The sequence below is a fragment of the Halobacillus salinus genome (genome assembly GCF_004684905.1).
Taxonomy (GTDB): Bacteria; Bacillota; Bacilli; order Bacillales; family Halobacillaceae; genus Halobacillus; species Halobacillus salinus.
The window spans coordinates 1-25,347 of record NZ_SRJC01000012.1 but is presented as its reverse complement, the minus strand read 5'-3'; the positions used below and the strand labels follow the sequence as shown (position 1 = coordinate 25,347).

Sequence of the window (25,347 nt, the reverse complement as noted above, 5' to 3'; positions counted from 1 at the left end):
AGGTTATGAGTATGGCTTCTTCATCAACTGAAAAAACGTATCGGTTTATCCAGGCTTTTTATTTCTTCGCATTTTTTGCGTTCGGTTCTTTGTTTCCATTATTATCGGTATTCTTGGAGCAGGAGAAGGGTTTAAGCCACACCCAGATTGGGATGGTAATTGCTGCACTACCACTTGTAACGATTTTCGTACAGCCTATTTGGGGCATGATCAGTGATGTGACAAGAAGACCGAAGCGATTATTGATGATCGCTTCGGTCTGTGCTTCCTTGTTAGGCTTTTTCTATCCGGGACTAGAATGGTTTCCAACATTACTAATAGGGATTATTTGTATTGCTCTCTTTCAATCTGGCATTGTTCCGTTGTCTGATAGTCTGTCCTTGAACTTCGTGCAGGAGCACGGGAAAGAATATGGAAGCATCCGCCTCTTTGGAGCAATCGGATTCGCAGTCGCTGTGTTTGTTTTGGGAAGGGTGACGGAAGCGGTTGGATCCCTTGATTGGATATTCACCTTCTTCTCAACTGGGCTGCTTCTAGCTTTAGTGGCACTCTTCCAGTTCCCGAAACGGGCGGACCATGTTTCGATTTCTTTCCGGGAAGGGATGAAGGTTCTGATCAAACGGAAGGCTTTTATCTTGTTTTTGGTTTCTAATTTCCTCGTGTTCGGTCCGGTATTAGCCAATAATTATTACTTTGGGACATTCATTTTATCTGTCGGAGGTACACTATCTGGGGTAGGAGTTGCTTTCTTGCTGGCTGCGGGTAGCGAAGCCCCCTTTATGAAGTTCGCTCAGCAAGTGATCAACCGTATTGGAGTGTACCGTGTTTTGATACTGAGTTCTTCCGTGTCCGGTAGTCGATGGCTCCTCTATTATTTTGAGCCCTCGAGTGAAGTCGTTTATGCTACTACGATTGTACAAGGTGTTTCTGTAGGGTTATATATTCCGGCTGCTTTGATCCTTGTGCGCGAATTAGCGCCCGATAATGTACGTGCAACGGCTGTTGGTTTATATTCAGCTGTCGGCAACGGTTTGGGGAACGCGTTCTTTACGTTTATAGGTGGCGTATTGATTGATGTATGGAGTGTTACTGGCATGTATGGTTTTTTCTCTTTCATGACCTTCTCTGGGGTATTACTCGTTTTGGTAGTCACCCGATGGTCAGGACAAAGTATGGAAGGAGCGACGTAATATGAGTTCCCATTATTTCATCGGTATACCTGTTGAGGAAGAGGTGAAAGAACACCTTATCGAATGGCAGGATGAATTGAAGCAGCACATGAATTATCAAGTCTGGACGGAGAAAGAAGACTTTCACATTACACTGAAATTCTTGGGAGCATGCTCCGATGATAAAGTGGAGATGTTCATCAGTCGACTACAAGATATACATCATGTGTCCCCTTTTTCCCTTGTATTAGGGCCTGCCGGGAGTTTTGGAGATAGAAAGCAACCAAGGGTGTTTTTTGCATCAGTTTCGGATACTTCAGCGATTCATATATTGAAACAAGAGGTAGAAGAAGTGGCTTCGAAGTTAGGTTGGGCAAAAGAAAAAAGAGCCTATCGTCCACACGTGACGATTGCGAAGAAAAGAGCGCAAGGTACGTCCCCTTTAATTGGAGGGGATATTCCGATTTTCCAGCACAGCCTGGAGCAACGTGTGACCAAATTTCACTTATACAAAATTCACCCTCAGCAAAAGCCTAAATATGAAATTATCGCTACTTTTTCTCTGGGGAAGGAGGAATAGGATGGCACAATTGATTAAGTTGCAGGATTACATATCTCGCTATGAGTCCAATATATATCAATATCCCACTCAGTATATCCGTTTAAAAAAAGAGAATTGGAATAAGATGATGTCTCTTTATGAACAAGGAAAATTAGAGGAGCCGGAACTTGAAGAAGAGTCCGTTGCTGAAGAAGAAAAGCCATCCAAATGGAAAAGGCTGCTTCAAAAGAGAGAAGAGAAAGAGGCGGAGCCTCCCCACGATTTGAAGGAAGAGGAATCTATTCCTCAGTCGATAGAAGAACTTAAAAAATACTTCCTCGATGGACTATATCCTTTTCAAATGAAATGGGCATCCACTACATTACGGGAGAAATCCTTCGTAGATCACGCTTATAAGGATGATGAGCGGCTCAAGTACTTTTTACAGAGGATCCCGGACACATATTTTCTCATGTATGATCCTATAGTGATTTTAAGGCAGGCTGAAATGGAGGCATTGCCGATATTAATTGGCCCACAAGGATTGGAGATCATCTATTACTTAGACATTCCAGGAGGGGAAGGGGTTGATCCAGCTTCTGATAAGAGCTGGTTTGTAGAGCAGAATGGTGTTCGCAAGAAGATACTCAACCCGATGTTCGCCTTGAATCGGACGGAATCCTTTATAAAAAGTGTCTGGAATGCTTACGGTTTGGACTTTCCTGTCCGAAAAGTGGTTCTTGCTCCAGAGCTATCCTTTCATCATCATCAGGAACCGTATATGACAAGTTACATTGATCTTGCTAAGTACGATGCATGGCTCCAAGAGAAAAGGCAGGTAGCCTCTCCCTTGAAACATAATCAACTAAGAGCGGCTGATTCATTGTTGAAGCACTGTCAGACAACATCGTTCAAACGTCCGGAATGGGACGAGGACCAGGGTTTTATGGAAGTATGAATTCTTTTTCGGGAACGGCTTGTGGTTTTCCTATAAAGTACCCTTGTCCTAAGTCAACGCCTAGTTGGTGAAGCCAAGTCCATTCTTCGATAGTTTCAATTCCTTCAGCTAGGACAGTTATTCCAATCATTTCTGCACGCTCCATCACTTGATAAAGAAACTCTTGGTTTTCTTTATCAATATGGCAATTTCTAATGAACGACCGGTCCACTTTCAAATAGTCCGGCTCAAGCAACGACAGCATTTCGAGCGTACTATACCCTGTCCCGACGTCGTCTAAGGCTACTTTCATGCCAGAAGCTTTGTAGGTGTCAAGTATGCGTTTCAAGTGATCTACGTCGGATACTTTCTCTGTTTCTACCACTTCGAATACTAAATCCTCCGGCTCTATTTGGAATTCTCTCACAATTTGGAATGTGTGCTTCAAACAGAATTCTGGTACATAAATGGTAGAAGGGAGAAAGTTGATGAAGATTTTCTGTCCCTTGGCTAAGTGGTCGGATTTCGCTTTTACGGCAGATCGTCTAGCCTTCTGGTCGAGCATGGACTGAAGGCCGGATTGTTGAGCGTAGGAGAAGAGTTCGCCTGGATTAACAGACTGTTCCGTGGTTCGTAATAAAGACTCATACCCGAAGACTTCATTTGTCTGCATATCTACGATAGGTTGCAAGTGGGATGTGAAACTGCCGTTATGAATGATGGAGGCAAGTTCTGGATGCTTCAGACGTTCATATAAGTGGTCGATAGATATAGGGAAAGACTGTTTTGTATCCAGGTTGAGAATATGTAACCAAAAGTTTGAGGTGTTGCGCTTCCGAAGTAACTCCAAGGTGGTTACAAGGTTCGACATCGTCGTATATTGAAACACCATTGTATCATCATCTTGGTAGTCTATAAGTAATTCCGATTGTTGTTCAACATCTACGTTTTTACGATTAATAACGAGTGCACCCTTGTTCGGGAGAGTCACACTCGTTCCACAAAATTGACAATCTTTACTCAATGTGAATCCTCCTCTTTCTTTTGTTTTAATTATACGAAAATAACATTGTGTATGGGAAGTAATTTGATTTTACTAGGAGATATGTCTCATGTTCATTCTGATTGTGAATCCGCTAGCTGGGAAAGGAAAGGCAGACCGAATATTCAAAGCTATACAGAAAGATCCAGTTTTTAAAGAGAAGAATTGTCGATCATTCCGAACAAACTATGAAGGACATGCTGAAAAACTTGCCGAGCAAATCGCTGAAATTCATCATGAGCACCTGAAGTGTCTCATCGTGATTGGAGGAGATGGAACGCTTCATGAAGTGATTAATGGGCTGCACCAATACCCGTCCATTCCCGTATCTATCATTCCTACAGGCTCAGGTAATGATTTTACACGTGCTTTGGGTATTAAGGGGAAAGGTGTATCTTTGTTCAAGAAAGTTGTCCAAAATCCGAAGCGACGTACGGTTAATGTCGGTAGATATGTGATCAATAAGAGGCATAAACACTCCCAGCATCTCTTTTTGAACCATATCAGCTTAGGATTGGATAGTGAGATCGTCCATTTTGCTAATCGTCCATTTTATCGAAAATGGATGAAGAGGCTTCGTCTCCATCGTTTGACCTATTCTCTTGCTCTACTACCCGTTTTGAAAAACTTTCAACCTATTAATCTCGAGATAGAACTGGACGGGTTAGTGAAGCCGCTAGAACGTGCGACTCTTGTTGCCGTATCTAATCATCCTTATTACGGGGGTGGAATGAAAATTGCGCCTGATGCTGAACTTAAGGATGAGCAATTTACGGTAACGGTGATCGATGATATACCGAAATGGAAGGTTATCGCGCTTTTCCTTACTGTCTTTATAGGGAAGCATACAATGCTTAAGGAAGTTTCTGTTTACAAGGCTTCAACAGTAAAGGTGTCTTCCAAAAGAGTCGTTCCATTTCAAGTAGACGGGCAGTCAGGAGAGTGTTTCCAGTGTGATTTAGTCAGAGGAAAGCATACCCGGACAATCTTCCTTGGGTAAGGAGATTTTCTTGAAATAAAGTACCATCTTGAGTTAGTCTTATGAAGTGAGTTTATGAAGTGGTATAATAAAAACTTTGGCTGGGTACAAAAGTACGATATACTAGAGTTATACAATGAACGTGATGTAATCACAGGAAGATTTGAGGAATTGAAGGTGAATTGGTTGGAACATATACTTGGTAATAATTGGACAGTCACACCAGCAGGCGGTTCAACAGGAGAAGCCTATTACGCACAAACGGAAGGAAAACGTTTATTCCTAAAAAGGAATTCCTCCCCATTTCTTGCTGTACTTTCTGCCGAAGGAATTGTACCCAAGCTAGTTTGGACCAAGCGCCTTGAGAATGGTGATGTGATTACGGCTCAGGAATGGTTGGAGGGACGTGAACTCCAACCGGAAGAGATGGATTATCCGAGAGTAGCTGCTTTATTGAGTAAGATTCATCATTCAACAGAACTGTTGGATATGCTGATGAGGCTGGGAAAGCACCCTTTGACTCCGGATGAGGTTTTAAAAGATATTAAGGATAACCAAACCGTATTGAATCAAGTCGATCCTCACATGGAAGTGAGCGTCGCAATAGATTTCCTACAACAAAGAGTTCAAGACGTACGTCATGATAAGCATGTGGTGTGCCACTGTGACACTAACCACAATAACTGGCTGCTCTCAGCGGAGGATCAGTTGTACTTGATTGATTGGGATAACGCCATGGTTGCAGACCCCGCTCTTGATCTGGGCATGCTCTTGCACTCTTATATTCCTTTGGATAAATGGGATGACTGGTTGAAAGAGTATGGAATTATACCTGATGAGAATTTATATCAAAGAATGATCTGGTATGCCGTGTCCCAGTCGCTGGCCTTCATACAATGGCACCAAATGCGCGGGGAATACGATGAAGCAGCGTTGAGACTCCGTAAATTGAATCGTGTGATGACAAGAGAAGGAATTATAGAGTAAGATACCAGAGCCCTGAGAATGGGCTCTTTTTCATTGAAAAAAAGCAGCGGAGATTTTCCGCTGCTTTTGATAAATCATCTTATAAGTGCTGCTAAGTTTAGCCGATCGTTGGCGTATATTTAAGTTTCTTCTCACGGACTTCTGAGCTTGTTTTTTCGTTGAGTTTTTCAAATGGATATATCAGTAATGCGTAACCTGCGAATAATACAGAGAATACAGCAAGTACAGACACTTCAAATAATTTACTAATCATTTTCATGGGTTTCAAATCACTCCATTTTTGTATTGATCACACGATTATTATCTTATATCAGTAAGCGCTTACAACCCAACCCCACATTTCTAATGAATTTCATAATGATTCATGGTACGGACTTGTGAAGAAGAGATAAGCGTACCATTGTCTTAATTAGTCTCCGATAGTCCCTTATTCACCCGCATTCTAGAATTTTAGTAAAAAGTTTTAAATGAAGCTGACTTCGTGGTACGATTTTAACGAAAAGAAGGAGGAATGTACCTAATGCGTTTACGTAACAAACCATGGGCTGACGATTATATGAGAGAAAATGATCATGTTGTCGTTCAAAAACCTTTTGAAGCCAAAGGGGACTGGAAAAGCCTTTTTGACAATAAAGATAATCCGCTGCACCTAGAGATTGGTTCGGGGAAAGGCCAGTTCATCGCTGGAATGGGGAAGCAGCATGAAGACATTAACTTTGTAGGAATAGAAAGAGTAAAGAGTGTAATTGTCGGGGCAGTAAAGAAGGTATTGGATGCTGGAACGAGCAATGTACGCTTGGTCAATGAGGATGCAGAGGACCTTAGGGATTTATTTGAATCGAACGAGGTAGATCACCTTTACCTGAACTTCTCGGATCCGTGGCCGAAGAACCGTCATGAGAAGCGTCGTCTCACCTTTCGTACTTTCTTGGAACAGTACGAGGAGGTTTTAGTACCTGGAGGAGAGATCACACTGAAAACCGATAATCGTGGGTTATTCGAATACTCTCTCATGAGTTTCTCACAATACGGGATGTTGATTGAGGATGTTTCCGTTGACTTACATGCTGATGAGGATCCTTTGAATGTACCTACAGAATATGAAGAGAAGTTTGCTGCAAAAGGGCAGCCTATCTATCGTTGTCGAGTACGGTTCAGAACATGATATCGCTTACAATAGCTCCAGTCTCTATGGTAGACTGGAGCTATATTTATGCAGAGGGAGGAACTTTTAGATGAAGTCAATGCAGATTGGTCGAGCTAAGCTTACTTGGCTGGATGGCGGAGTGACGCATATGGATGGAGGGGCTATGTTCGGTGTGGTCCCGAAACCTTTATGGAGTCGTAAGTACCCCGTAAATGATAAGAATCAGATAGAACTGAGGACGGACCCGATCTTGGTTGAGGTGGACGATAGGAAATTACTTATTGACTCAGGAATCGGTAAAGGGAAACTGACGGATAAACAGCGGAGGAACTTTGGAGTAAAAGAAGAGACGAACATAGATGAGTCGTTGCAGGAGCTAGGATATACCCGAGCTGACATAGATACGGTACTCATGACACACCTACACTTTGATCATGCATGCGGGCTGTCGATTGCGGATGAGGAAGGGTATGCCCCTGCTTTTCCGAATGCAACAATCTATACAAGTGAAGTCGAGTGGGAGGAAATGAGGAATCCGAATATCCGCTCCCAAAACACTTACTGGAAGGTGAACTGGGAGCCAGTTCAACATCAAGTGGAGACTTTCAAACAATCGAAGGAAATAGTGCCTGGTCTGAAAATGGTCCATACCAGCGGTCATAGTGACGGACACGCCGTCATTATTTTTGAAGACGGGGAAGAGACGTTTGTACATATGGCGGATATCATGCCGACACACGCCCATCAAAATGTCTTATGGGTACTTGCATATGATGATTATCCGGTAACGTCTGTACACGAAAAGCAAAAATGGATGAAATACGGAAACGATCGAAAAGCTTGGTATATCTTCTATCACGATTATAAATATTGTGCGTTGAGATATGACCAAGAAGGGAACGTGATCGACCAGGTTGAGAAGGAACAACATACTTATGAGAACTAATAAAAAAAGCATCGCGCTGTTTGCGCGATGCTTTCTGAATCTGTTCACTTATGCAGTTGTTTCTGCAACATCGACGATTGTACCTGTATCTGTGTCGATGTAAAATTCGAATTGCGATGTTTGTCCATCTTGTTGTTTAGAGATACCACCGCGGTAGACATCATAGTTGATGCCATTCTTGTTCAACTCTTCAGGTCTCATGTAAATCCAAGAACCACTGATTGGACCTTGCTTTTTGAATGCTTCTTTCGCAATTTTCAAAGCCTTCTCAGGGGTCACTCCCTGATTGTTACTCAACTGTTCTTTCACTACATAGCCTGCTAATGCTCCTACACCAGCAGCAATGGCAACTTTTTTCCAATTCACAACCATCACCTCACAACTATATTCTGCCTCTAGTATACTAGACATTCCCGAAAATAGGAAATCAAAACTAACAGTCGGATTTGTAGAAACGTTTTCAAAGTTCCGTTAAAATAGAGAGAGACCCTTATAAAGGAGAGATACATACATGAATTCATATACAAAAGAATTATTCAAAACATTAACAGAACTACCAGGTGCTCCAGGTAATGAGCATTTAGTACGTCAATTTATGACACAGGAATTAGAAAAGTATTCAGACGAAATCGTAAAGGACCGTCTAGGAGGCGTATTCGGTCTTCGAGATGGTAAGGGACCTACCGTTATGGTGGCAGGTCACATGGATGAAGTTGGGTTTATGATTACTCAAATTACAGATAACGGCATGCTACGTTTCCAGACCCTCGGTGGCTGGTGGAACCAAGTTATGCTGGCTCAACGCGTCCAGGTCATGACTGATAATGGACCAGTCGTCGGGGTGATCGGATCCATTCCTCCACATAACCTTACCCCGGAACAGCGCAAGAAACCGATGGATGTAAAGAATATGTTGATCGATATCGGAGCGGATGACAAGGAAGATGCAAAACAAATCGGTATTAAACCAGGACAGGCTGTCGTGCCTATTTGTCCGTTTACTCCAATGGCTAATGATAAGAAAGTAATGGCAAAAGCTTGGGATAACCGTTACGGATGTGGGCTTTCCATCGAGCTCTTGAAAGAAATCCAAGGAGAAAAGCTGCCGAATAAACTTTATTCAGGTGCAACGGTTCAAGAAGAGGTAGGACTTCGCGGAGCACAAGTTGCTGCTAACATGATCAACCCAGATATCTTCTATGCACTGGATGCGTCACCGGCTAACGATATGAGTGGAGATAAGAAAGAGTTTGGCCAATTAGGTAAAGGGGCTCTCCTCCGTATTTTCGACCGTTCTATGGTTACTCACCGTGGAATCCGTGATTTCATCTTGGATACGGCTGAAACGAATGACATCCCATATCAGTACTTCATCTCCCAAGGGGGGACAGACGCAGGTCGTGTGCATATGTCGAATAATGGGGTGCCTTCTGCTGTAGTTGGCGTTTGTTCTCGTTATATCCATACATCTTCTTCTATCATTCACGTAGATGATTATGCTGCTGCAAAAGAGTTACTAGTGAAATTGGTGAAAACGACAGATCAAAACGCGGTGGATCAAATCAACCAAAATGTGTAAAATACGACAAATTTGCTAAGGGCACCTGCGAATAGGCCGGACTTATGCTATGATAATCAGACGAAGAAAATGAGAAAGGTGACTGGTACTGTGAAGATAGTTGTCGGATCGCTGAACCCTACGAAGATGGATTCCGTAAAGCAGGTGTTCACAGAGGAAGAAGTTGTTGGCATGGAAGTCGAGTCAAAAGTGGCTGCACAACCTTTCTCTGATGAAGAAACGTTAGAAGGTGCGATCAACCGCGCCCGAGAGTGTGCTTCGATGAAGAAGGGTAGTATCGGAATTGGTTTGGAAGGTGGCGTCATGGAAATAGAAGATGACTTATACCTTTGCAACTGGGGAGCGCTTGTAGACCAGAAAGAAAATGTCTTTACAGCGAGCGGAGCAAGAATTAAACTTCCTGATGAAATCAAAGCTGAACTTGAAAAAGGAAAAGAGCTTGGCGAAGTGATGGATGATTATGCTAACAAGCATGAGGTCAGTAAAAACGAAGGGGCTATTGGAGTCTTTACCAATAATCTCATTCAACGAGAAGAAATGTTCCGTCACGTTGTCCGACTGTTAAAAGGACAGTGGCTCTTTCACCAGAGTCAGGAATAAAGAAAAGCCGAGATGCTTCCATCTCGGCTTTTTTATTATTCATAGATGTATGCCAACACGTCCAGTGCTTGTTCAATAGACTCTACTGTTACGTTAGCTTGGTTTGATAGTTCTTTCAACGGGTGAACCAAAGAATCCGGACGCACAAGGATGAGAGGTTTACCGAGCTGGATGGCTGCACTAGCATCCATTGCGGTGTTCCATTGCTTGTATTTCTCCCCGAATAAAGCAATAACGGCATCTGACTTTTGCAGTAACACTTGTGTTCTGAAATTGTTCACGCTTGAAGCGGCATCATCGCGGAAAACCTTATTCGGTTGTTCACCCATGATGTCTTCTCCGATGTTGTCGGAGCGGTCGTGGTTCTCTTGTGGGCCAACGAAGTGAAGCGGCAGGTCTCTCTCCTTAGCCAATTTTTTAACTTCACCGCGCCAGTCATCATGAATTTGTCCTGCTAAGTACACGGTTAATTCCATTCCATAATACCTCCTAAACTATCTATACTACTTTGAAGTATGATGGAAGCAAGAAGAAGAGTCTAGTAAATCGCTCTTGCCCAACAAAAGGCACTCCCTAGAAGGAGCGCCTTTTCATTATGCTAGACGCTGATCATCGTCGTTTTCGTCGGGTTTATCTTCCAGTTCTTCGCGGTGGTGCAGTTCTAGATCATTCTCTAAATGAGCGGATGCTTCAGAGAGATGTTCCTCATAAAAATTCTCGTCATCATCTTCTTGGACGTCCATTTCATTGCCCTCATCGGATGGAGCACTGATAGAGAACTGATTGACTTCTGCTGAGAGTTCCTGTGATAAACCTTGTAGATCGGAGGCAGAGTGATTGACTTGTTCAATCGATAATACTTGATTCTCACTGGAAGCTGCTACTTCTTCTGCGGTAGCTACTGCTTCCTCAGAAATGATACTAATCTCGTGTAGTTTTTGTTTCACGTCTTCGTTGACATGTTCTACACCCTCCACAGCTTCTTTCACTTGAACGATTTGCTTGTTCATATCTCCGACGTGATGGGAGATGCGATCGAATGCGTCTCTAGTCTTCGTAACTGCTTCATTTTGGGAACCTTGGTAGTGATCGAATTGTTCTGCTTCCTCTGATAAGCGCGTCATTTGATTGCTCATATTGTTTACTAGTTCTTGGATGCTGTGCGCTTCTTGTTTGGAACGTTCTGCTAACTTGCGTACTTCATCGGCAACCACAGCGAAGCCTTTACCTGCTTCGCCGGCTCTTGCAGATTCGATGGCAGCATTCAAAGCAAGGAGATTGGTGCTGTCAGCGATTCCTTCAATCGTTTCGACAATCTTGTTCACTTCCTGCGATTGTTTGGAAGCTTCTTGGACTTCTTTTGTCATATGGGAAGCAAGTTCTATAAAGGAGTGGGAAGTCTGCTCGAGTTCTGAAACAGTCAGGAGACCGTCTTTTCCATCCTTATCCGCTTCCTTAAGCCTGCTTTCGATGTCATGTGCAGACTGTTTCGTTTCTAAGATAGCTTCTGAAACCTGCTCCATGAGTCTCGTGCTCTCGTCCAATTTGTTCGCTTGGTCTTGAGATCCGACTGCGACCTGATTGATGGCTTCGTTGACCTCTTGTGTTTGCATCGTTGTCTGTTCAGATACATCTGCCAGTTGATCGGAAGAAGTCTGAAGTACATCACTTGCTCCTAACACCTTATGAAGGGAGCGCTCCATTTTCTCTGCCATCAAGTTGAATTGTTCCGATACTTGGGATAATTCATCTTGAGACTTTACTTCGATCCGGTGGGAGAGATTCCCTTGCCCGATGATGGCCGCTCCGCCTTTCAGGGATTTGATCGATTTAGAAATAGAACGGACCAACACAAATCCAATCCCGAACGTAACTAGTAGAGCAAGACCACCAATGATAATGAGTAGCAGGGTCATGGTGTTCTTTAGCTCGGATTGCTGACTTTTCATTGCACTATTAACACTGTCCGCTGCAATAATCACTTCATTTACCTGATTGGAAACTTGGGAAGCAATCTCTTCAAACGACTCTGTGGTCGTATCTGCTTGAGTGAACGTGTTATTGATAGAGTTTAAGGTTTGTTCGTATTTCAAAAGGGTAGTGTTTACCGAACTCATTAAACGATCAGAAGCATCAAGAGACTTAGCTTGATTCTCGAAAGTTGTCGCGCTCTCCTTGAACTCCTCCAGATGACTGCTTGTCGGGTCATTCAGGAATTTCTGTTCAAGTCGTTTCATATCTGATAAGTTGGCTGCAAGTTGGGGATTGCCGATTGATTGGACCATCTTCTCAAACTCATAGTATGATTCATTAATAAACTGATACATGCCCTCTGTATCAGAAAAACCGACGATCCTGAACATATTGACGAGTGGATCCAACTGCTCCATGTATTGGTCAGCGCTTTTTGAAATGGATGTGAACGCTTCGCTGATTTCCGGGTACTGACTATATGTATCAGCGTTCTCTACCGCTTTCTCTTTTACTTTCGTAATGGCACTACGGATTTCTTCGGCTGTATCCTCATTCGGATCAGCTAGGAAAGATTGCTGTTTTTGTGTTGTAGCAGTCATGAGGTACTTTATCTCTTCACTATTCTGTAGTGCTGACTGGACATGACGGCTTTCGTCTACAAGATCGCTTTGTTCGTTGAAAAAATATGTAGAAAAACCGATTAAAATAAGCAAGCTAAGTAGTGATACGCCAATCATTAACCAGACTCTACTGCGTATTGAATTCATTTGACTCCCCCTCTTTAAAAATTGCGAAAATTCTTTACATATCTTTTTACAATTATAGAACTATCGAACCATTAAAACAATACATCCAAGATATGCATTTAGGCTTTATTACTAGTATCGGCTGAAGAATGAAAATATTTAGAACAATCTACCTGTCTTTACTCATGTCAAATTATCTTGTATGATCAGTTATGGCGTAAAAAGGGGGGCTTTTATGAAGGCATTTTTGAAACGAAAAGGTGTCCATATTTCTGCTCATGCTTATTTCATCACAGCACTCAGTCATATGGCGCTCGGTTTATTTTCTTCTTTAATTATCGGTCTTATCATGAAAACAATAGGTGAACAGCTGCAGCTGGGTCCTGTTTCGGATGCATTGATTGAAATGGGATCATTCGCAATGGACACGAAAATATGGGGAGGAGCCATCGGTGCTGCTGTAGCCTATGGATTAAAAGCTCCTCCGCTAGTTATTTTTGCATCTTTGTTCAGTGGTGCATTAGGCGCTGAGCTAGGGGGACCGGCGGGTAGTTATATCGCTGCGCTTGTGGCAACAGAATTTGGTAAAGTGATCAGCAAAGAAACGAAATTGGATATTATCGTTACACCGTTTCTTACTATTACTGTCGGCTACATCATGGCCACGATGATAGGGCCTCCGATTGGTGGGTTTACGAAAGCATTTGGTTCGGTCATAAACTGGGCGACTACCCAGCAGCCATTCATAATGGGGATTCTTGTTGCGGTGTTGATGGGACTTGCCTTAACTGCACCGATCTCCAGTCTCGCGATAGCTCTCCTCTTATCGCTCGAAGGTGTGGCAGCTGGTGCAGCGACTGTGGGGTGTGCTGCCCAAATGGTCGGTTTTGCTGTTATCAGTTACCGGGACAACGGTTTTGGAGGAGTAATTGCCCAAGGCGTTGGGACTTCTATGCTCCAGATTGCCAATGTAGTGAGAAAACCGATTATCATCTTGCCACCGACTATTGCTTCTGCAGTGCTTGCTCCGTTTGCTACGGTGTGGTTGGAAATGGAGAATAATGCAGCTGGGGCTGGCATGGGAACGAGCGGACTCGTTGGTCAGGTCATGACATTCCAAACGATGGGATTCTCCTATGAGGTCGCTTTAGCCATTTTGATGCTACACTTTGTTGGCCCAGCCATCATCAGCTTCGCAATTGCCTTTTGGTTCAGAAAGCGCGGATGGATTGAGCCCGGAGACATGAAAATTGAGACAGAGTAAGCTACAATAAATGGTGGAGGTGTAAGATATGATCCAATTAGAATCCGATCAACAATTGAAAGACCTAATAAATCAAGAGCCTGTCATCTTGTTATTTTCTGCTGACTGGTGCCCGGATTGTCGCGTGATCGAGCCATTTCTCCCAGAACTTGAAGAGGAATACTCGGATTGGACATTTGTATATGTAGACCGTGACCAGTTCATTCATGTTTGTGCAGAGAATGATGTATTCGGCATTCCGAGTTTTCTTGCTTTCCGTAACGGGGAAGAGACAGGTCGATTCGTCAGCAAAGATCGCAAGACGAAAGAAGAAATTGAAGAATTTTTAAATCGTGTAAGTAAATAAGGTCTGCAAAGCGTCCTCATGAGAGGGCGTTTTTTTATTTCATTATTACATGAAAAAATTTCGAATCCCTCGAATGAAATCGAATCAATCTGCACACAATAATTTTTGCGGAGGTGATAAACATGGCTAAGCAACCAAAACAAGCAGGTAAAACTGCAGCTGGTACAGACAAACAACATGTGAAACAGCAAAACCAACAAGCTGCTCAAGGTAAAGGTCAGCAACAGTATGGTGCGGAATTCGCAGCTCAAACTGATGCTCAACACGTTAAAGAGCAGAACCAACAATCTCAGGCGAAGAAGAAGTAACCTGAATTGGAGTGGCTTGTCCAGGCTGTTTATTAGCCTGTATAATCCCCCGAACAAGAAGTCGTCCTCTAGAGGGCGGCTTCTTTTTTTGTGCCTGATTTTTTTCAAGCCGCTTGAGTCCAAGTCCAACTGAATCATCAGCACAGTCTAATTAGTTTCATTCAACCTTAATTGTCGTTATAATAAACAGAAGGCAGACGGATAATAAAAGGGAGGGGGATCGTATGCCCGGCCCAGAGGCAGGAAAACTAATCGAAATCCAGAGTTACAAGCACAATGGGCACCTGCACCGAGTGTGGGAAAGCTCAATGGTTTTGAAAAGCACGCGACATGTAATCATCGGTGCCAATGATCGCACTACCGTGACGGAGAGCGATGGAAGGCGCTGGATCACCCGAGAGCCCGCTATTTGTTACTTTCATTCTAAATATTGGTTTAATATAATCGGCATGCTCCGGAACGATGGCGTTTATTATTACTGTAATATAAGCTCACCATTCGTTTATGAGGACGAAGCCATTAAATATATTGATTATGATTTAGATCTGAAGGTATTCCCGGATATGACGTACAAGATTCTGGATGAAGATGAATACGAGATCCATAAGAAACAAATGAATTATCCTCATGTTTTAGATCGAATTCTTTACAATAATATGGATGCTCTTATTCGATGGGTCCGCCAACGGAAAGGCCCGTTTTCTCCTGAGTTTATTGATCAGTGGTACGAAAGATATTTAACGTATCGTTAATAAGGATGTTCTATGCGCACTTCTTTATAGGTGCGCTTCCTTGTTGTTTATAGAAAGAAGGTGTTTCCGATCGACAGTATCAAAAGATATTTACAGTTTGTCAGCCCTTATAAGGGTAAAATCATTTTAACGGTTCTTATCGGTATTATTAAATTCTCCATTCCATTGTTAATGCCATTGATTATTAAATACGTGATTGATGACATCATCAACGCACAAGACATGACGCAAGGAGCCAAAATCGATCAGTTGCTTTGGATCATGGGAGGAGCATTCCTGATCTTCCTGATTTTGCGGCCACCAATCGAGTACATCAGGCAATATTTAGCCCAATATATCGGGAGCAAAATCTTATATGATATTCGTGAAAAGCTCTTTGATCATATTCAGCGTTTGAGCTTACGTTTTTATTCTAAGACGAAAACGGGGGAAATTATCTCCCGGGTCATCCATGATGTAGAGCAGACGAAAACGTTTGTTATAACAGGGCTTATGAATATATGGCTTGATATGATTACGATCGTCATCGCTATCATTATCATGCTGACGATGAATGTCTGGTTGACGCTCGTATCGATTGCGCTTTTCCCTCTATATGGGTTTGCGGTCAAGTATTTCTATGCAAGGTTAAGGAAATTGACACGCGATCGTTCCCAGGCACTTGCCTCTGTCCAAGGCCATTTGCATGAACGTGTTCAAGGGGTGCCTGTAACGAGAAGTTTTGCTTTAGAAGAACATGAGGAGCGCGAGTTTGATAAACAGAACAAAAACTTCTTGGACAAAGCGCTCGTGCATACGAACTGGAATGCTTACACTTACTCTGTGACGAATACGATCACGGACTTGGCACCACTTCTAGTTATTGCTTTTGCTGGATATCAAGTGCTGACCGACGCACTCACTGTAGGTACTATGGTCGCCTTTGTCGGATATATGGACCGGGTATATAACCCTCTGAGACGCCTTGTCAACTCTGCAACCGTGCTAACACAGTCCATTGCATCGATGGACCGTGTATTCGAGTTTTTGGATGAGAAATATGATATCGTCGACAAACCAGGTGCCAAAGAATTGAAAAACGTGAAAGGGGACGTGGATTTCCAGGATATCAGCTTCCGTTATGATGAAGATGAACCGCTGGTACTGAATGACGTGTCGCTCTCCGTTAAACAAGGGGAGACGATTGCGTTTGTCGGAATGAGCGGTGGTGGGAAATCTACGCTGATCAGTTTAATCCCAAGATTTTATGATGTAACAGACGGAAGCATCAAGATCGACGGGACCGACATACGAGATGTACAAGCTCGTTCTCTTCGCGATAAAGTAGGGATGGTTCTGCAGGACAATATTCTGTTCAGTGAATCGATCCGAATGAACATTAAGATGGGGAACCCGGAAGCTTCAGATGAAGAGATGATCGAAGCGGCCAAGGCAGCAAACGCCCACGACTTTATAACAAGTCTTCCGAATGGCTATGATACGCTTGTCGGCGAACGAGGCGTGAAATTATCCGGTGGTCAAAAGCAACGTGTTGCAATAGCGCGTGTGTTCTTGAAGAACCCACCGTTGCTTGTGCTCGATGAAGCGACATCTGCTCTTGACCTGGAGAGTGAGAGCTTGATTCAGAATGCTCTTGAGCGCCTTGCTTCTGATCGTACGACATTTATCGTTGCCCACCGTTTATCCACCATCACACATGCGCACCGGATTGTGCATATAGAGAATGGTGAAATTGTAGAAGTTGGTTCACACGATGAATTAATGAGAAAACGCGGGCATTACTATGACTTGTACCAAGTACAACAATTAGATGACGCGGAACCTGAAAAAGAATATAGTGAGCATTAAAGAAGAGGCTGTCGTTTATGCGACAGCCTCTTTTGTATTTATCTCTCCATTGTTTGGATGTAATCATCTTGATGATGGGATTGGTAGCTTTTTAACAATCGTTTCAACTTCTCCAGCTGGTAATGGTACTCCATAAGCTGTGAAGCGAGGGGGAGGAAGACTAGTTTCTCAGGGTTGTTGCTCTCCTCATACACTCGCATCAGGCGGTCGACGAGCATGGGGATATCAGGGTCTTCCACTCGTCTCAAGGACTGTTTGTGGTTTTGTTTAATACGTCCTTTTAAGCTGAGGACGAGTTTTTCGTGTGCGTTTACGAGCTTGTCCAGTTCACTTACGACTGCGTCTTGGAAGTCCTCAGGAATCTGTTCGATTTTATGCTCGAGGCGGTAGAAGGCTTTTAATACGTCGAATGATTTCTTCGTTGTTGTGATCAACTGACGGAACAATACAAGCTTTCTTCCTTTGGAAAAGCGTGTTCCTTTGAAGTAAGTCCGTTCTTCTGAATAGAGGAGGTAGGTGTGATCCACCCATCTCATATCATCCTGGATTCTCGTGATTTCATACTTCAACGCTGGTTCATCAGATAATTGCCTCGTCGTTACTCGAAGCCATTGCAAAATGTCCGTCGTTGCTTGATCGATTTTCTTGAACAGACGAGTTTCATAACGAGGCGGTAAGAACACAAGGTTGACAATGAAAGCCGCTAAAATCCCGAGTAACATAGAAGAAAAGCGGGATAAGCTAAAGAACCAAAACGTCTGGTCCGTTGTATCCATCAATGCGATAACCGCAACAACAGCTAGTGATATCGTATTTTCGTTCATCTTCATAGTCGTCGTTACACCGATGACTATAATAATAGCGAATCCTACGACAAACGGGTCATTACCCAATATAAACACACCAATTACAGCAATCAGTGCTCCTATAATATTACCTTGGATCTGCTCAATGATGGATTGATAAGATCGGTAAATCGATGGCTGGATAGAGAAAACGACGGCAATCGCTGCAAGTAGAGGAGAAATGAATTCAAATAAGTGACCGATGTAAAGAGCAATCCCCACAGCTAGCCCTGTTTTCATCATACGTGCGCCCAGTTTCATAACGTGCATCATCCTTCTGAAAAATTATCCGTTATCATATGTACGGACCTCAATGAAATTATTATAACGGATGCCTTTATCTTTGGTACCCCTAAATATAAAAATTCACACAAAAAAAGAAGCTTATGCAATCGATTATTGCATAAGCCTTGAGGGGATTCAGTAAAAACTGAAACCTATGAAAAGGGAAAGAAATGAAACAAAGATCATAATTCGTGGGAATTTTCAGAATTATATGTATATGGTAGCATGGACGATTCATTTTTTCAATACCTTATAATAGGTTTCGGATAAAAATACCCAGAGCATTGGGCTCTGGGTATTTCATCTGTCTTTATTTACTCATTTGGTGGAAGACACGGTCGACAGCCTGAAGTGTCTGATCGATATCTTCATCTGTATGTGCCGTTGTTAAAAACCAAGCTTCGTATTTGGACGGAGCAAGGTTAATTCCTTCGGCAAGCATCAAGTGGAAGAACTGAGCGAATTTCTCGCCGTCTGTATTCTCCGCTTGCTCGTAATTTTCCACTTTATCAGTCGTGAAGTAAACGGTGAAAGCACCTTTCAAGCGGTTAATAGAAATCTCTAACCCGTGTTTATCGGCAGATTCTAGGATCCCTGTCTCAAGTCTTTCGCCTAAGCGGTCCATTTCTTCATAAATACCTTCTTCTTGTAATACTTCTAAACAAGCGATTCCTGCAGACATGGAAGCTGGATTTCCTGCCATGGTGCCAGCTTGGTAAGCGGGGCCGAGAGGAGCGACTTGCTCCATAATATCAGCACGTCCACCGTAAGCACCGATCGGTAGGCCACCTCCGATGATTTTACCCATCGCTGTCATATCCGGTTCGATGTTCAGCAGCTGTTGAGCACTTCCGTATGTAAAACGGAACGCGGTGATCACTTCATCATAAATAACGAGAGCACCGGCATCGTGTGTCAGACGATTCACTTCTTCAAGGAATCCTGGTTTAGGCTCGACAATTCCGAAGTTCCCGACAATCGGTTCTACTAGAACACCGGCAATTTCATCCCCGAATTTCTCTAATGCTTCTTTGAATGGTTCAATATCATTAAATGGTACAGTGATGACATCTGCTGCAATAGAAGCAGGTACACCAGCAGAGTCAGGAGTTCCGAGTGTGGAAGGTCCGGAACCAGCTGCAACTAAAACTAGATCGGAATGGCCGTGATAACAGCCGGCGAATTTAATGATTTTATTTCTACCAGTGTAAGCACGTGCAACACGGATGGTTGTCATGACTGCTTCTGTTCCTGAGTTGACAAAACGAACCCTTTCCAATGAAGGAATCGCATCCTTCAACATCTTGGCAAAACGGTTTTCGAGTACAGTCGGAGTTCCGTATAGTACGCCATTTTGAGCTGCTTTCGTAATTGCCTCTGTAATATGTGGGTGGGCATGTCCCGTTATAATCGGCCCGTAGGCACCTAAGTAATCGATATATTCATTCCCGTCTACATCGAAGAAGTGGGATCCCTCAGCACGATCCATATACACTGGGGTTCCACCTCCTACTCCTTTGTAGGCACGGGACGGTGAATTCACTCCACCTAAGATATGCTCTGTCGCTTCATTATATAATTGTTCTGATTTTGTATGGTTCATAGAAATCCTCCTGTTTCTAACATTCTTATCCATTGTAGCATGGACTGTAAGGGATGAAACAAATAAAACTCTCCCTTCTTATAGAAGGAAGAGTCCTCGCGTTCATCTCATGCATCGTACATGGTTCGTTTACGTAAGAAAAGAGCAACATCCGGTTGCTTTTGTATTACTTAGTATACAAACGCTGCACCAACGATGATTAGAAGGATGAAAAGAACAACGATCAGCGCGAATCCGCCACCATATCCGTAACCCATTCATAATCCCCCCTTTCCATTGGTTTACTGTATCGTATGCATAATTTGCAAAGAGGGTTGTGCATTCGCCCGTTCCTCAAAAAATCATAAAAAATAATCGCAAAGCATACATCAAAATAAGTAGTGGACAAGGAGGGAGCTTATGGTAACGGTAATCGGGTCTGCTGTTTGTTTACTTATCATTGCAGGAGCGCTCAGACAAATCTTTTCTTCTCTGGAAGCAGAGTATCGTATGTTCTCTCATCATCTGTTTATTTCCATCTTAATGTTATACACTATTGTATTGATCGGTTTTGGTATCATATATTTCATTCTCGTAGAGGAAGGGGTACCGGTTTATCGGGAAGATCTTAACGGGGAAAGTCTGAGTTGGGTCCACGAGATGGCAAGGAGTCTGTACTTCAGCGGAGTGACTTTATTCACAGTGGGATACGGGGATATGATTCCAGTCGGGATCGGACGTTGGATAGCAATTGTGGAAGCCATGGTGGGTTACTCTCTGCCAGCTGCACTGGTGGCGAAAGTGTGGATGAATTATAAGGAAGACAGCTGAGATTGGAAGTTTGGCAGGAGATAATGTACGCTAATAGATAGAATAGCAATAGAGGAGGATGATGATAATGGCAATCGAAAAAGGACAACTAGCACCAGATTTCACACTACATGCAAATAACGGAGAACAGGTGAGCCTGTCTGACTATAAAGGTCAAAACGTTGTATTGTACTTCTATCCGAAAGATATGACACCAGGGTGTACAACAGAAGCATGTGACTTCCGTGATCATCACGAAAGCTTTGCTGATCTCGACGCTGTCATTCTAGGTGTAAGTCCTGATCCGGTAGAATCTCACAAGAAATTCATTGATAAACATGACTTGCCGTTCTTGCTTTTAGCTGATGAAGATCATCAAGTTGCAGAAGAGTACGGAGTGTGGAAACTGAAGAAGAACTTTGGAAAAGAGTATTATGGTATAGAGCGTTCCACTTTCATTATTGATAAAGAAGGGAACCTTGCAGAAGAATACCGTAAAGTGAAAGTAGATGGCCACGTAGAATCTGCTCTGGAGTTCATTCGCGAAAACCTTCAATAGCAGACAGACCATAGCCTGCGTGGCTATGGTTTCTTTTATATAGAAGGAGGAGGGTTGAAATGAAAATTGTATCAGCGATCAAGCGAGTACCGGGAGATATCAAAGAACGGCTGCAAGGGCGATTCCGAGATGCGGAGTTTTACTTTTGTCACGGAATAGAAGAAGCGGATCGTTATCTTGCGGAAGCGGATATCTTTCTTACATACGGGGAAGATTTAACACCTGAAAGGATCCGAAAAGCAGAAAACTTAAAGTGGATCATGGTCATGTCGGCGGGAATGGACCGGATGCCATTTAATGAAATTGCAGAGCGGGACATCCTTGTCACTAATGTCCGAGGAATCCATGCTAAGCCGATGGCGGAGTATGCCATTTCCATGCTTCTTCAAGTGAGCAGACAAGCGAAGATCCTGATTGAGCAAGAAAAGAACCATACTTGGAATCGTCGCCCTGTGATGACAGAAATAAGCGGTGGAACTATGGTGTTATTAAGTACAGGTGCAATTGCACAGGAAGTTGCCCGCTTAGCGAAGGCGTTTCAGATGCGAACGCTCGGGGTATCCAAGTCAGGAAGAAAGAAACCATATTTTGATGAAACATATACTATCGATGATTTCGAACAAGCTCTTTCTCAAGGAGATTTCATAGTAGCAGCCCTTCCAAGTACGGAAGAAACGGTGCACCTTCTGAAGCCAGAGCATTTTCAGCTCATGAAAGAGGACGCCATCTTCCTTAACATGGGGAGAGGTGACTTAGTGGAGACAGATGTCCTATTAAATGCTGTGAGAAACTCGGAGATCCGCCATGCTGTTTTGGATGTGATGGAAGAGGAACCTTTACCAGCGGGGCATGCGCTATGGGATGAAGAACAAATAACGATAACACCTCATTTATCTGGTATATCTCCTCATTATGTACCGAGGGCATTCGAGTTGTTTGAAGAAAACTTAGAAGTGTATGTATCTGGATCAGGTGATATGATGAATACAATCGATCCGAAACGGGGGTATTAAGATGCGTATCTATACAAGATCAGGAGATAAAGGAGAAACTTCACTCATATACGGTCAGCGAGTACCGAAAGATGATTTGCGTGTAGAAGCTTACGGGACGTGCGATGAGGCGAATTCTGCAATTGGAGTTGCTTTAAGCCATTTGAAGAAAGAAGATTGGGAAGGTAAGGACGCTTTCATGGATAACATGAAAAGGATTCAAACGGTCCTCTTTCACGTAGGAGCGGAACTTGCCACTCCAAAAGGCAAAGACGTCATGTGGGAGTTGAAGAAGAAACATATCGATGACCTAGAGCAGGCGATCGATCAATGGGATCAAGACTTAGCTCCACTAAAAAACTTCATCCTGCCTTCTGGTCATCAAGCTTCAGCGGGTCTTCACCTGGCAAGGACCGTGGTACGAAGAGCGGAGCGGTCTGCTGTAGGGCTTGGGGAAGAAGTGAATAATCCTTACGTTGTTTCCTATCTGAACCGGTTGTCTGATTTGTTGTTTGTTGCTGCAAGATATGTGAACCAAAAAGTCGGTGGGGAAGAGACCCCGCTCAGCCCTGACGTATAAATAGTTGTTACTCAAGATTGACAATGTTATTAACAAAGGGTTACACTATTTATAAGGATTCTAATGTAATAATATTATAAATCAAGAATCAGTTCATGAAAGCGAGGTGCATGACCGTGCCGGATCATCGTCTCCAAGAGGCCATAGATACACTGAAAGGTTCTGGGGTGCGAATTACACCACAACGTCATGCGGTGCTTGAATACCTACTGAATTCTATGACTCACCCAACAGCTGATGAAATTTACAAAGCATTAGAGAGTAAATTTCCAAACATGAGTGTGGCTACGGTTTACAACAATTTGAGAGTATTCCGTGAGATTGGTCTAGTCCGAGAGCTCACTTATGGGGATTCATCCAGCCGCTTTGATTGTAATACGACAGACCATTACCATATCATTTGCGAATCATGTGGTAAGATCGTCGACTTCCATTACCCAAGTCTGAATGAAGTTGAATCATTAGCTGAACAGGTGACTGGATTTGATGTAAGTCATCATCGCATGGAAGTGTATGGAACGTGCTCTGATTGCCAAAAAGAAAACGCTCATTAAACTGGAAGCTAACGGCTTTCAGTTTTTTTGTCTTTTATGGATATATAATAAAAAGAGTCCACTCTATCCTGAGTGGACTCTTCTTATGATTGCTCCTGTGTATTCTTCTTGTAACGCTTCGAATTATATTTCTCATCAAATTCTTTACCTTCAAGTGTCTTATCCATCGTTAATGGTTGATCACAATGCATACAAGCATCTACCCTGCCTAACATCTTTGTAGGTTTTTCACATGATGGGCAGACAATTTGTACGGTACGCGTGGAGAGCATACCGATCCAGAAGTAAACAACTGTACTTAGTCCGACAAATCCCATCCCAAGAATCATAAACAAAGCCATCAGCCATGCTGTTTCTTTGAAAAGGAGACCAATATACATAACACCAATTCCACCGAATATAAGCCAGAAAGCAAAGGAACGAATCTTGTTGATCTTGCTACTATATTTTAGAGCCACGAAGGTCCCTCCTAACTGTTCTACAAGGTAGTATAGCATATTTTATAAGCACAAATATATCTTACAAAAGAGGATTTTCGGGAAAAGTATCGAATAAACACAAGGAACTGAACTAGAATATGGGGGACCAGGAAATGGAAGATCTACTACGTCCAATCTATCAAGAGCGGGCAAGCCAGAGCAATACAATGGGAATATTGATTCTAGAAAAGAAGCGTCCTGTTAGTCCGGTAACGGATAATTTCGACGTAATTCTTTTTGTAATCGTTAAAGAGCCTGAAGAAGAGTGGTATGTAAAACATTATGAATTCGAGAACAAGTCCGCTGCCATGCATATTGTAAGCGAAGACTTGTTACAGAGTTGGATCGATACCAGCTCCTACCGCCGTGCTGTCGAGTGGGTGATTAATGGATCCATAATCTTTGAACGAAATGAATACGTAACAGAGTTGAAAGACAGGCTTAGAACTTTCCCTCAAGAGACGAGGGATCTGAAGAAGGGTATTGAGTTTGCGAAATTGATCAGAAGCTATACGGAAGCAAAAGACTTATATGATTCCGAGCAATATTTAGATTCTTTCAGTCAGATGGTGCGTTCTCTTCATTATTTAGCTCGACTAGCTATTATTGAAAAGGGATTTCATCCGGAAGTCACTGTTTGGAACCAAGTGAGAAGAATCGAACCAGAAATCTACAAATTATATGAAGAACTCATCGAAAGCCACGAGCCGACAGATAAGCGAATTCAATTGATGATCATTGCGGTAGAACACGCCGTAAGCAAACGCTCCTTATCGAGTGCAAGGCACTTGCTACAGTTAATGGACGAAAGGGAAGCCCCTTGGACATTCGGAGAGCTTAAGAATCACCCAGATATCCAGAACTACATTCTTGATTTGTCTTCTATGATTGAATACCTGGTAGAGAACAATATTATAGAAGTTGTCTTACAAGAAACAAAAGGTACTGGTATTTACCACCGCACTTACAAACCAGTCGATCGTCTATAATCATAAGCCTATAACCTCTTTCCTTCTTCAACTTCAAAGGGAAGAGGTTTTTTATAAAAACTATTGACGGTTCTTTTTTAGACGTGCTATATTATTAAAGTCGCGTTGAGAGACGCCGTCACCAAGCAAAACAAAAAACAAAATCATTAAAGAAAGTTATTGACTTTGATTGAGTTTGCATGGTACATTAATAAAGTCGCTGAAACGGCGACAACGAAACACACAAAAACATTTCAAAAAAGTTGTTGACAAGCATCGTTAAGAAATGTTATGATGATTAAGTCGCTGTTTTGAACGGCTGACACAATTTGATCTTTGAAAACTGAACGAACCAACCAGTACGTCAATATTTTTCTTCTTAGTGAAGAAAAGACAACAACGCACATTCGGTGTGCAAATGAGCAAGTCAAACTTAACTTTTATGGAGAGTTTGATCCTGGCTCAGGACGAACGCTGGCGGCGTGCCTAATACATGCAAGTCGAGCGCAGGAAGCGAGCTGATCCCCT

The 25,347-nt window shown here is 42.8% G+C and carries 29 protein-coding genes and 1 rRNA gene; 21 read left to right on the top strand and 9 right to left on the bottom strand.

Going from position 1 to position 25,347, the window contains the following annotated elements:
- Positions 1-5 precede the first annotated feature (5 nt).
- Genes E4663_RS19460 through E4663_RS19450 form a run of 3 tightly spaced genes read left to right on the top strand, consistent with a single transcriptional unit; the run spans position 6 to position 2,668 of the window.
- Positions 6-1,190, top strand: coding sequence for an MFS transporter (locus E4663_RS19460; protein WP_168927364.1), 1,185 nt, complete (start codon positions 6-8; stop codon positions 1,188-1,190).
- Between the two features lies 1 nt (position 1,191).
- Positions 1,192-1,749 (top strand): RNA 2',3'-cyclic phosphodiesterase, encoded by a 558-nt coding sequence (gene thpR, locus E4663_RS19455; protein WP_135328826.1) that lies wholly within the window; start codon positions 1,192-1,194, stop codon positions 1,747-1,749.
- Position 1,750: 1 nt separating this feature from the next.
- A complete protein-coding gene (locus E4663_RS19450) occupies positions 1,751-2,668 on the top strand; it encodes an NERD domain-containing protein (RefSeq protein ID WP_135328825.1) in 918 nt (305 codons plus the stop codon).
- Here E4663_RS19450 and E4663_RS19445 read toward each other — a convergent pair.
- A complete protein-coding gene (locus E4663_RS19445) occupies positions 2,655-3,671 on the bottom strand; it encodes an EAL domain-containing protein (protein WP_135328824.1) in 1,017 nt (338 codons plus the stop codon). The genes E4663_RS19450 and E4663_RS19445 overlap by 14 nt on opposite strands.
- Before the next feature lie 88 nt (positions 3,672-3,759).
- Here E4663_RS19445 and E4663_RS19440 point away from each other — a divergent pair, with 88 nt between their 5' ends.
- Both E4663_RS19440 and E4663_RS19435 read left to right on the top strand, forming a co-directional pair.
- Positions 3,760-4,689 (top strand): diacylglycerol/lipid kinase family protein, encoded by a 930-nt coding sequence (locus E4663_RS19440; protein ID WP_135328823.1) that lies wholly within the window; start codon positions 3,760-3,762, stop codon positions 4,687-4,689.
- A gap of 165 nt (positions 4,690-4,854) precedes the next feature.
- A complete protein-coding gene (locus E4663_RS19435) occupies positions 4,855-5,655 on the top strand; it encodes a phosphotransferase family protein (RefSeq protein ID WP_135328836.1) in 801 nt (266 codons plus the stop codon).
- 97 nt (positions 5,656-5,752) lie between these two features.
- Here E4663_RS19435 and E4663_RS19890 read toward each other — a convergent pair whose 3' ends face one another.
- The gene (locus E4663_RS19890; RefSeq protein WP_176140564.1) at positions 5,753-5,908 is read right to left on the bottom strand and encodes a hypothetical protein; all 156 of its coding nucleotides are present in this window, start codon (positions 5,906-5,908) and stop codon (positions 5,753-5,755) included.
- A gap of 267 nt (positions 5,909-6,175) precedes the next feature.
- On the opposite strand from E4663_RS19890, the gene trmB reads away from it, so the two are divergent.
- Together trmB and E4663_RS19425 are read left to right on the top strand one after the other, a co-directional pair.
- A complete protein-coding gene (gene trmB / locus E4663_RS19430) occupies positions 6,176-6,820 on the top strand; it encodes a tRNA (guanosine(46)-N7)-methyltransferase TrmB (protein WP_135328822.1) in 645 nt (214 codons plus the stop codon).
- Positions 6,821-6,890: 70 nt separating this feature from the next.
- On the top strand, positions 6,891-7,748 hold the full coding sequence (locus E4663_RS19425; RefSeq protein ID WP_135328821.1) for a YtnP family quorum-quenching lactonase: 858 nt from the start codon (positions 6,891-6,893) through the stop codon (positions 7,746-7,748).
- A 48-nt stretch (positions 7,749-7,796) separates the two neighbouring features.
- Here E4663_RS19425 and E4663_RS19420 read toward each other — a convergent pair whose 3' ends face one another.
- Positions 7,797-8,114, bottom strand: coding sequence for a PepSY domain-containing protein (locus E4663_RS19420; protein WP_079478414.1), 318 nt, complete (start codon positions 8,112-8,114; stop codon positions 7,797-7,799).
- A 145-nt stretch (positions 8,115-8,259) separates the two neighbouring features.
- On the opposite strand from E4663_RS19420, the gene E4663_RS19415 reads away from it, so the two are divergent.
- A complete protein-coding gene (locus E4663_RS19415) occupies positions 8,260-9,327 on the top strand; it encodes a M42 family metallopeptidase (RefSeq protein ID WP_079478415.1) in 1,068 nt (355 codons plus the stop codon).
- Between the two features lie 90 nt (positions 9,328-9,417).
- On the top strand, positions 9,418-9,927 hold the full coding sequence (locus E4663_RS19410) for a DUF84 family protein (RefSeq protein WP_079478416.1): 510 nt from the start codon (positions 9,418-9,420) through the stop codon (positions 9,925-9,927).
- A 35-nt stretch (positions 9,928-9,962) separates the two neighbouring features.
- Here the strand turns inward: E4663_RS19410 and E4663_RS19405 are convergent, their stop codons facing one another.
- Together E4663_RS19405 and E4663_RS19400 are read right to left on the bottom strand one after the other, a co-directional pair.
- Positions 9,963-10,403 carry a YtoQ family protein gene (locus E4663_RS19405; protein ID WP_079478417.1) on the bottom strand — a complete coding sequence of 147 codons (441 nt, stop codon included), beginning with the start codon at positions 10,401-10,403 and terminating at the stop codon, positions 9,963-9,965.
- A 117-nt stretch (positions 10,404-10,520) separates the two neighbouring features.
- Positions 10,521-12,668, bottom strand: coding sequence for a methyl-accepting chemotaxis protein (locus tag E4663_RS19400; RefSeq protein WP_135328820.1), 2,148 nt, complete (start codon positions 12,666-12,668; stop codon positions 10,521-10,523).
- Positions 12,669-12,882: 214 nt separating this feature from the next.
- Between E4663_RS19400 and E4663_RS19395 the strand changes: the two genes are divergently transcribed.
- From E4663_RS19395 to E4663_RS19375, 5 genes are all read left to right on the top strand, one after another.
- Positions 12,883-13,911 (top strand): PTS sugar transporter subunit IIC, encoded by a 1,029-nt coding sequence (locus E4663_RS19395; protein ID WP_079478419.1) that lies wholly within the window; start codon positions 12,883-12,885, stop codon positions 13,909-13,911.
- Between the two features lie 28 nt (positions 13,912-13,939).
- A complete protein-coding gene (locus E4663_RS19390; protein WP_135328819.1) occupies positions 13,940-14,257 on the top strand; it encodes a thioredoxin family protein in 318 nt (105 codons plus the stop codon).
- Between the two features lie 122 nt (positions 14,258-14,379).
- Positions 14,380-14,565: a gamma-type small acid-soluble spore protein gene (locus E4663_RS19385; RefSeq protein ID WP_079478421.1), complete on the top strand. Its 186-nt coding sequence runs from the start codon at positions 14,380-14,382 to the stop codon at positions 14,563-14,565.
- A gap of 224 nt (positions 14,566-14,789) precedes the next feature.
- Positions 14,790-15,317, top strand: a complete 528-nt coding sequence (gene ntdP / locus E4663_RS19380) for a nucleoside tri-diphosphate phosphatase (protein WP_079478422.1) — start codon at positions 14,790-14,792, stop codon at positions 15,315-15,317.
- 69 nt (positions 15,318-15,386) lie between these two features.
- The gene (locus E4663_RS19375; RefSeq protein ID WP_135328835.1) at positions 15,387-17,165 is read left to right on the top strand and encodes an ABC transporter ATP-binding protein; all 1,779 of its coding nucleotides are present in this window, start codon (positions 15,387-15,389) and stop codon (positions 17,163-17,165) included.
- Positions 17,166-17,203: 38 nt separating this feature from the next.
- Here E4663_RS19375 and E4663_RS19370 read toward each other — a convergent pair whose 3' ends face one another.
- The 3 genes from E4663_RS19370 to E4663_RS19360 all read right to left on the bottom strand — a co-directional run bounded on the left by E4663_RS19370 (position 17,204) and on the right by E4663_RS19360 (position 20,155).
- Complete coding sequence (locus tag E4663_RS19370) at positions 17,204-18,271, bottom strand: FUSC family protein (protein ID WP_135328818.1); 1,068 nt, start codon at positions 18,269-18,271, stop codon at positions 17,204-17,206.
- A 334-nt stretch (positions 18,272-18,605) separates the two neighbouring features.
- Positions 18,606-19,898, bottom strand: coding sequence for a glutamate-1-semialdehyde 2,1-aminomutase (locus E4663_RS19365; RefSeq protein WP_277752129.1), 1,293 nt, complete (start codon positions 19,896-19,898; stop codon positions 18,606-18,608).
- 170 nt (positions 19,899-20,068) lie between these two features.
- Entirely contained in the window at positions 20,069-20,155 is an 87-nt protein-coding gene (locus tag E4663_RS19360) for a YjcZ family sporulation protein (RefSeq protein ID WP_079478425.1), read from the bottom strand.
- A 142-nt stretch (positions 20,156-20,297) separates the two neighbouring features.
- On the opposite strand from E4663_RS19360, the gene E4663_RS19355 reads away from it, so the two are divergent.
- The 5 genes from E4663_RS19355 (at position 20,298) to perR (ending at position 23,372) form a co-directional block, all read left to right on the top strand.
- Positions 20,298-20,708, top strand: coding sequence for a potassium channel family protein (locus E4663_RS19355; protein WP_135328817.1), 411 nt, complete (start codon positions 20,298-20,300; stop codon positions 20,706-20,708).
- A 67-nt stretch (positions 20,709-20,775) separates the two neighbouring features.
- A complete protein-coding gene (gene bcp, locus E4663_RS19350) occupies positions 20,776-21,246 on the top strand; it encodes a thioredoxin-dependent thiol peroxidase (RefSeq protein WP_135328816.1) in 471 nt (156 codons plus the stop codon).
- A gap of 59 nt (positions 21,247-21,305) precedes the next feature.
- Complete coding sequence (locus E4663_RS19345; RefSeq protein WP_135328815.1) at positions 21,306-22,259, top strand: D-2-hydroxyacid dehydrogenase; 954 nt, start codon at positions 21,306-21,308, stop codon at positions 22,257-22,259.
- 1 nt (position 22,260) lies between these two features.
- Positions 22,261-22,818 carry a cob(I)yrinic acid a,c-diamide adenosyltransferase gene (locus E4663_RS19340; protein ID WP_135328814.1) on the top strand — a complete coding sequence of 186 codons (558 nt, stop codon included), beginning with the start codon at positions 22,261-22,263 and terminating at the stop codon, positions 22,816-22,818.
- Positions 22,819-22,934: 116 nt separating this feature from the next.
- On the top strand, positions 22,935-23,372 hold the full coding sequence (gene perR / locus E4663_RS19335) for a peroxide-responsive transcriptional repressor PerR (protein WP_135328813.1): 438 nt from the start codon (positions 22,935-22,937) through the stop codon (positions 23,370-23,372).
- Positions 23,373-23,455: 83 nt separating this feature from the next.
- Here the strand turns inward: perR and E4663_RS19330 are convergent, their stop codons facing one another.
- Positions 23,456-23,830: a YgzB family protein gene (locus E4663_RS19330; protein ID WP_079478430.1), complete on the bottom strand. Its 375-nt coding sequence runs from the start codon at positions 23,828-23,830 to the stop codon at positions 23,456-23,458.
- A 134-nt stretch (positions 23,831-23,964) separates the two neighbouring features.
- Between E4663_RS19330 and E4663_RS19325 the strand changes: the two genes are divergently transcribed.
- The gene (locus E4663_RS19325; protein ID WP_079478431.1) at positions 23,965-24,840 is read left to right on the top strand and encodes a nucleotidyltransferase-like protein; all 876 of its coding nucleotides are present in this window, start codon (positions 23,965-23,967) and stop codon (positions 24,838-24,840) included.
- A gap of 418 nt (positions 24,841-25,258) precedes the next feature.
- Positions 25,259-25,347: ribosomal RNA gene (locus E4663_RS19320) — 16S ribosomal RNA — on the top strand; the annotation flags it as partial.

Excerpts from the sequence above, each read along its gene's own strand:
- E4663_RS19460 (WP_168927364.1), top strand. The coding sequence starts at position 6 with ATGAGTATGGCTTCTTCATCAACTGAAAAAACGTATCGGTTTATCCAG.
- thpR (WP_135328826.1), top strand. The coding sequence starts at position 1,192 with ATGAGTTCCCATTATTTCATCGGTATACCTGTTGAGGAAGAGGTGAAA.
- E4663_RS19450 (WP_135328825.1), top strand. The coding sequence starts at position 1,751 with ATGGCACAATTGATTAAGTTGCAGGATTACATATCTCGCTATGAGTCC.
- E4663_RS19440 (WP_135328823.1), top strand. The coding sequence starts at position 3,760 with ATGTTCATTCTGATTGTGAATCCGCTAGCTGGGAAAGGAAAGGCAGAC.
- E4663_RS19890 (WP_176140564.1), bottom strand. The coding sequence starts at position 5,908 with ATGATTAGTAAATTATTTGAAGTGTCTGTACTTGCTGTATTCTCTGTA.
- trmB (WP_135328822.1), top strand. The coding sequence starts at position 6,176 with ATGCGTTTACGTAACAAACCATGGGCTGACGATTATATGAGAGAAAAT.
- E4663_RS19425 (WP_135328821.1), top strand. The coding sequence starts at position 6,891 with ATGAAGTCAATGCAGATTGGTCGAGCTAAGCTTACTTGGCTGGATGGC.
- E4663_RS19415 (WP_079478415.1), top strand. The coding sequence starts at position 8,260 with ATGAATTCATATACAAAAGAATTATTCAAAACATTAACAGAACTACCA.
- E4663_RS19405 (WP_079478417.1), bottom strand. The coding sequence starts at position 10,403 with ATGGAATTAACCGTGTACTTAGCAGGACAAATTCATGATGACTGGCGC.
- E4663_RS19400 (WP_135328820.1), bottom strand. The coding sequence starts at position 12,668 with ATGAATTCAATACGCAGTAGAGTCTGGTTAATGATTGGCGTATCACTA.
- E4663_RS19395 (WP_079478419.1), top strand. The coding sequence starts at position 12,883 with ATGAAGGCATTTTTGAAACGAAAAGGTGTCCATATTTCTGCTCATGCT.
- E4663_RS19390 (WP_135328819.1), top strand. The coding sequence starts at position 13,940 with ATGATCCAATTAGAATCCGATCAACAATTGAAAGACCTAATAAATCAA.
- E4663_RS19385 (WP_079478421.1), top strand. The coding sequence starts at position 14,380 with ATGGCTAAGCAACCAAAACAAGCAGGTAAAACTGCAGCTGGTACAGAC.
- ntdP (WP_079478422.1), top strand. The coding sequence starts at position 14,790 with ATGCCCGGCCCAGAGGCAGGAAAACTAATCGAAATCCAGAGTTACAAG.
- E4663_RS19370 (WP_135328818.1), bottom strand. The coding sequence starts at position 18,271 with ATGAAACTGGGCGCACGTATGATGAAAACAGGGCTAGCTGTGGGGATT.
- E4663_RS19365 (WP_277752129.1), bottom strand. The coding sequence starts at position 19,898 with ATGAACCATACAAAATCAGAACAATTATATAATGAAGCGACAGAGCAT.
- E4663_RS19360 (WP_079478425.1), bottom strand. The coding sequence starts at position 20,155 with ATGGGTTACGGATATGGTGGCGGATTCGCGCTGATCGTTGTTCTTTTC.
- E4663_RS19355 (WP_135328817.1), top strand. The coding sequence starts at position 20,298 with ATGGTAACGGTAATCGGGTCTGCTGTTTGTTTACTTATCATTGCAGGA.
- bcp (WP_135328816.1), top strand. The coding sequence starts at position 20,776 with ATGGCAATCGAAAAAGGACAACTAGCACCAGATTTCACACTACATGCA.
- E4663_RS19345 (WP_135328815.1), top strand. The coding sequence starts at position 21,306 with ATGAAAATTGTATCAGCGATCAAGCGAGTACCGGGAGATATCAAAGAA.
- E4663_RS19340 (WP_135328814.1), top strand. The coding sequence starts at position 22,261 with ATGCGTATCTATACAAGATCAGGAGATAAAGGAGAAACTTCACTCATA.
- E4663_RS19325 (WP_079478431.1), top strand. The coding sequence starts at position 23,965 with ATGGAAGATCTACTACGTCCAATCTATCAAGAGCGGGCAAGCCAGAGC.